This window comes from Caballeronia sp. M23-90 (assembly GCF_053574605.1).
Genome location: NZ_JBSIPA010000613.1, coordinates 1 through 3,124, shown reverse-complemented (window position 1 = coordinate 3,124; position 3,124 = coordinate 1). Strand labels below are relative to the sequence as shown.

4 protein-coding genes and 1 tRNA gene are annotated in these 3,124 nt (G+C 61.7%); 3 read left to right on the top strand and 2 right to left on the bottom strand.

The genetic code is table 11. From position 1 onward, the window contains the following. The coding region (locus ACRXB1_RS33495) for a DUF2946 family protein (protein WP_449494470.1) at positions 1-306 on the bottom strand (306 nt) is incomplete at its 3' end. A gap of 198 nt (positions 307-504) precedes the next feature. On the opposite strand from ACRXB1_RS33495, the gene ACRXB1_RS33490 reads away from it, so the two are divergent. Then, positions 505-591, top strand: a tRNA-Leu gene (locus ACRXB1_RS33490). Between the two features lie 76 nt (positions 592-667). Here ACRXB1_RS33490 and clpP read toward each other — a convergent pair. Next, complete coding sequence (clpP, locus tag ACRXB1_RS33485; RefSeq protein ID WP_375508896.1) at positions 668-1,267, bottom strand: ATP-dependent Clp endopeptidase proteolytic subunit ClpP; 600 nt, start codon at positions 1,265-1,267, stop codon at positions 668-670. A 180-nt stretch (positions 1,268-1,447) separates the two neighbouring features. Here clpP and ACRXB1_RS33480 point away from each other — a divergent pair, with 180 nt between their 5' ends. Next, a complete protein-coding gene (locus ACRXB1_RS33480; protein WP_449494469.1) occupies positions 1,448-2,191 on the top strand; it encodes a sigma-70 family RNA polymerase sigma factor in 744 nt (247 codons plus the stop codon). Between the two features lie 279 nt (positions 2,192-2,470). After that, positions 2,471-3,124: transglutaminase family protein (locus tag ACRXB1_RS33475; RefSeq protein WP_449494468.1), on the top strand; the 654-nt coding region annotated here is incomplete at its 3' end.

The following is a 3,124-nucleotide window of genomic DNA, read 5'->3' as shown; positions in this document are numbered from 1 at the left end:
TGCCGGGGCCGAGGCCAGCGGCACGTTGTGCGCGAGCAGTCCGCAATACGAGCAGGCATCGAACGCGTCGCCGGACATGTGATGGCCGGCGTGTTCTTCCCCTTGGGCTTGGGCATTCAACCCGTTCGGAACGGCCGATGCGGTCGGGGTTTGACTTGGGGTATCGACGGAACACAGCGCCGCAAGAAGATCGAAGCGGGCTTCGCGCGAGGCCAGCGTCTGGCTGATCACCGGCGCGACAATGGCAAGCCACATGGCGGCAATGCCGAGCCATGCAACGAAGCGATTGCGCGAGGTGCGGTTCATCGATGTAAAAGTTGTCGAAGTGGACACAAACGAGAATGAGTTGCGATTGTAGGCAGGTCGTTCGCGCGATGCAATGCGGATTGTGGCGCCGCAGGGCCGTGCTCGAAACGCCGTACTGCAGACATTGGTCATCGATTCAGTTAGAATGCCCGGCTCAGTGGCGTGCGTACTCGTAGCGCGTGCCACCAGAAAAGATACGCGTGAGTGGCGAAATTGGTAGACGCACCAGGTTTAGGTCCTGACGGCAGCAATGTCGTGTCGGTTCGAGTCCGACCTCACGCACCAGGCTGAAAAACAAAGCCCCGCAGCGAAAGCTGCGGGGCTTTGTCGTTTCTGTTGCGGCGGGTCTAAGCGGCGGGACTTAAATCCGCTGCTGCAGCACTTCATCGATCAAGCCATAGTCCCGCGCCTGATCCGCCGACATGAAATTATCGCGGTCGGTATCGCGGGCAACCTCCTCTTCGGTTTTCCCCGTGCGCTCCGCCATGATCGCGTTCAGCCGGCCGCGCAAATACACCACTTCTTTTGCCTGGATCGCGATATCCGCTGCCGTCCCCTGCGAACCGCCCGACGGCTGGTGAATCATGATGCGCGCGTTCGGCAGCGCGTAGCGCTTGCCCTTCGCGCCCGCGTTCAACAGGAACGTGCCCATGCTCGCGGCAAAACCCGTGCACAGCGTGGAGACATCGGGGCGGATGAACTGCATGGTGTCGAAAATCGCCATGCCGTCGTAGACCGAGCCGCCCGGCGAATTGATATACAGCGAAATATCTTTCTCCGGATTCTCGGCTTCGAGAAACAGCAATTGCGCGACAACCAGACTCGCCATCTGGTCCGTCACCGGTCCTACCATGAAGATGATCCGTTCGCGCAGCAGCCGCGAATAGACGTCATAGGCGCGTTCACCGCGCCCGGATTGTTCGATAACGGTCGGCACGAGGCCGAGGTTCAGCGGATTCATATCTTTGCGGTTCCCGGGTTGTTTTCAGATCACTCAAGAGCGTTCCAGCCCATATGACGCGCGCCGCCGTTCGTGCGTGACATTCGCGGCCGCGATATATTTTTGTCGCCGGCTGTCACGTTCGCCCCGTGCGGGCCGTCATAAGCGTCACAGGTGATGAAGCGCAACAAGGAGAAACGCATGAGCGTTGATATCGAATCACATCGCGACGAAGCGCAGCTCGCCCTCTTCGAGGCGTCCCGTTCGCGGGTTTTTTCGCTCGCCTACCGGATTCTCGGCGTACGCGCGGACGCGGAAGACGTCGTGCAGGATACGTTCGTGAAATGGCATCTGCAGCAACGGGCCGGCGGTATCGATGCGCTCGAAACGCCCGTCGCGTGGCTCATGACGGTTGCAAAACGCACGGCCATCGACCGTCTGCGGCGTTCAGCGCAGGACATGCGGCTGCTCGAGGAACTCGACGGCTTCGATCAAGCCCCTTCTGCGCAGGCTCTGGCCGAACAGAAATCCGATTTATCGTACGGAATGCGTCGCGTGCTCGCGCGTCTGTCAGCTGAGGAACGCGCCGCGTTTTTGCTGCGCGAGGCGTTCGAGGAAGACTATGCGAGCATCGCCAGGATTCTTAACCGCAGCGCGGTGCATTGCCGGCAGATCGTGCATCGGGCGAAAGACCGCGTGCGGGATGACCGGCGGAGCAGCCGGCCGGATACCGCGCCGGGTGCTGACGACGCAATCGAGCCATTACTCGATGCCATCGCCCGGCAGGACGTGCAAGCGCTCGTGGCCTTGACGCTAACCGGAGCCCCGGCGGTGACAACAGCATCTGCAAGTGCGTTCGCGGTATTGCTTACCCATTCGCTGATCGCCCGGCTGCGGCTTGGGCGCATCGCCCTGCCGCGGATTACCGAACCGGCCCTCGCGTAAGCCGGATTTGCCGGGCAAGCGTCCTGCCCGGCGCGGCTGTCTTCTCGCGCCCGCCTCTCATTTCCCCTCTTCCCGCGCGCAAGACGCCTCTTACCGAATCACAAACGAATTCTTTCGCCAGAACTGTCTCGTGTATCCTGAATTCTGGCGACCGGAACGTCCGGGCGCTGCAATACAAGGGTCCACCATGGATTTCAACAAACAGGCTGCAAAAGCCGCGGTGTGGTTGCTCGGCAGCGCCCTGCGGCCGGCCAGCCTGAACTTGGGAAGATTTGCCAGGTGAACGAGCCGCAACGCTTTACGGTCCGGCATACGAGCGTGTACCGATACTCGGAACCGGTCGATTTCGGCGAGCATCGAATGATGTTCAGGCCACGATCCAGCCACGATCTCCGGCTGGTCACCACGCAACTGAAGATCACGCCGGAACCGGCGCGACTGCGCTGGCTGCACGATGTCTTCGATAATTCGGTGGCCGTCGCCACCTTCGACACGCAGGCGACCGAGCTGACCTTCGAAAGCGAAGTGACGCTCGAGCACTTCGAGTCGCCGCAGCCGGACTACGCGCTGGAACGCTACGCGCTCACGTTCCCGTTCGCGTACACCAACGAGGAAGCATCGGATCTCGTCAACGCGCGCAACCGCCCGGAACCGGACGGAGATGTCGACGCGTGGGCCCGCCGGTTCGTTGCGCCCGGGGAAAACACGGGCACGATGGCGCTCTTGCGGGCAATGACGCAGGAGATCAACGACGATTTCAAGTACGTACGGCGCACGGAAAAAGGCGTGAATCGTCCCGCCGATACCCTGCGTCTGCGCAGCGGCAGTTGCCGCGACTTCGCGGTGCTGATGATGGACGCCGTCCGGTCGCTCGGATTGGCGGCGCGCTTCGTGAGCGGCTACATCTTCGTGCCCGAACGCGACACCACGCGA

What these genes read in the sequence shown, in the direction of transcription:
- clpP (WP_375508896.1), bottom strand. Translation starts at nt 1,267, where the DNA reads ATGAATCCGCTGAACCTCGGCCTCGTGCCGACCGTTATCGAACAATCC.
- ACRXB1_RS33480 (WP_449494469.1), top strand. Translation starts at nt 1,448, where the DNA reads ATGAGCGTTGATATCGAATCACATCGCGACGAAGCGCAGCTCGCCCTC.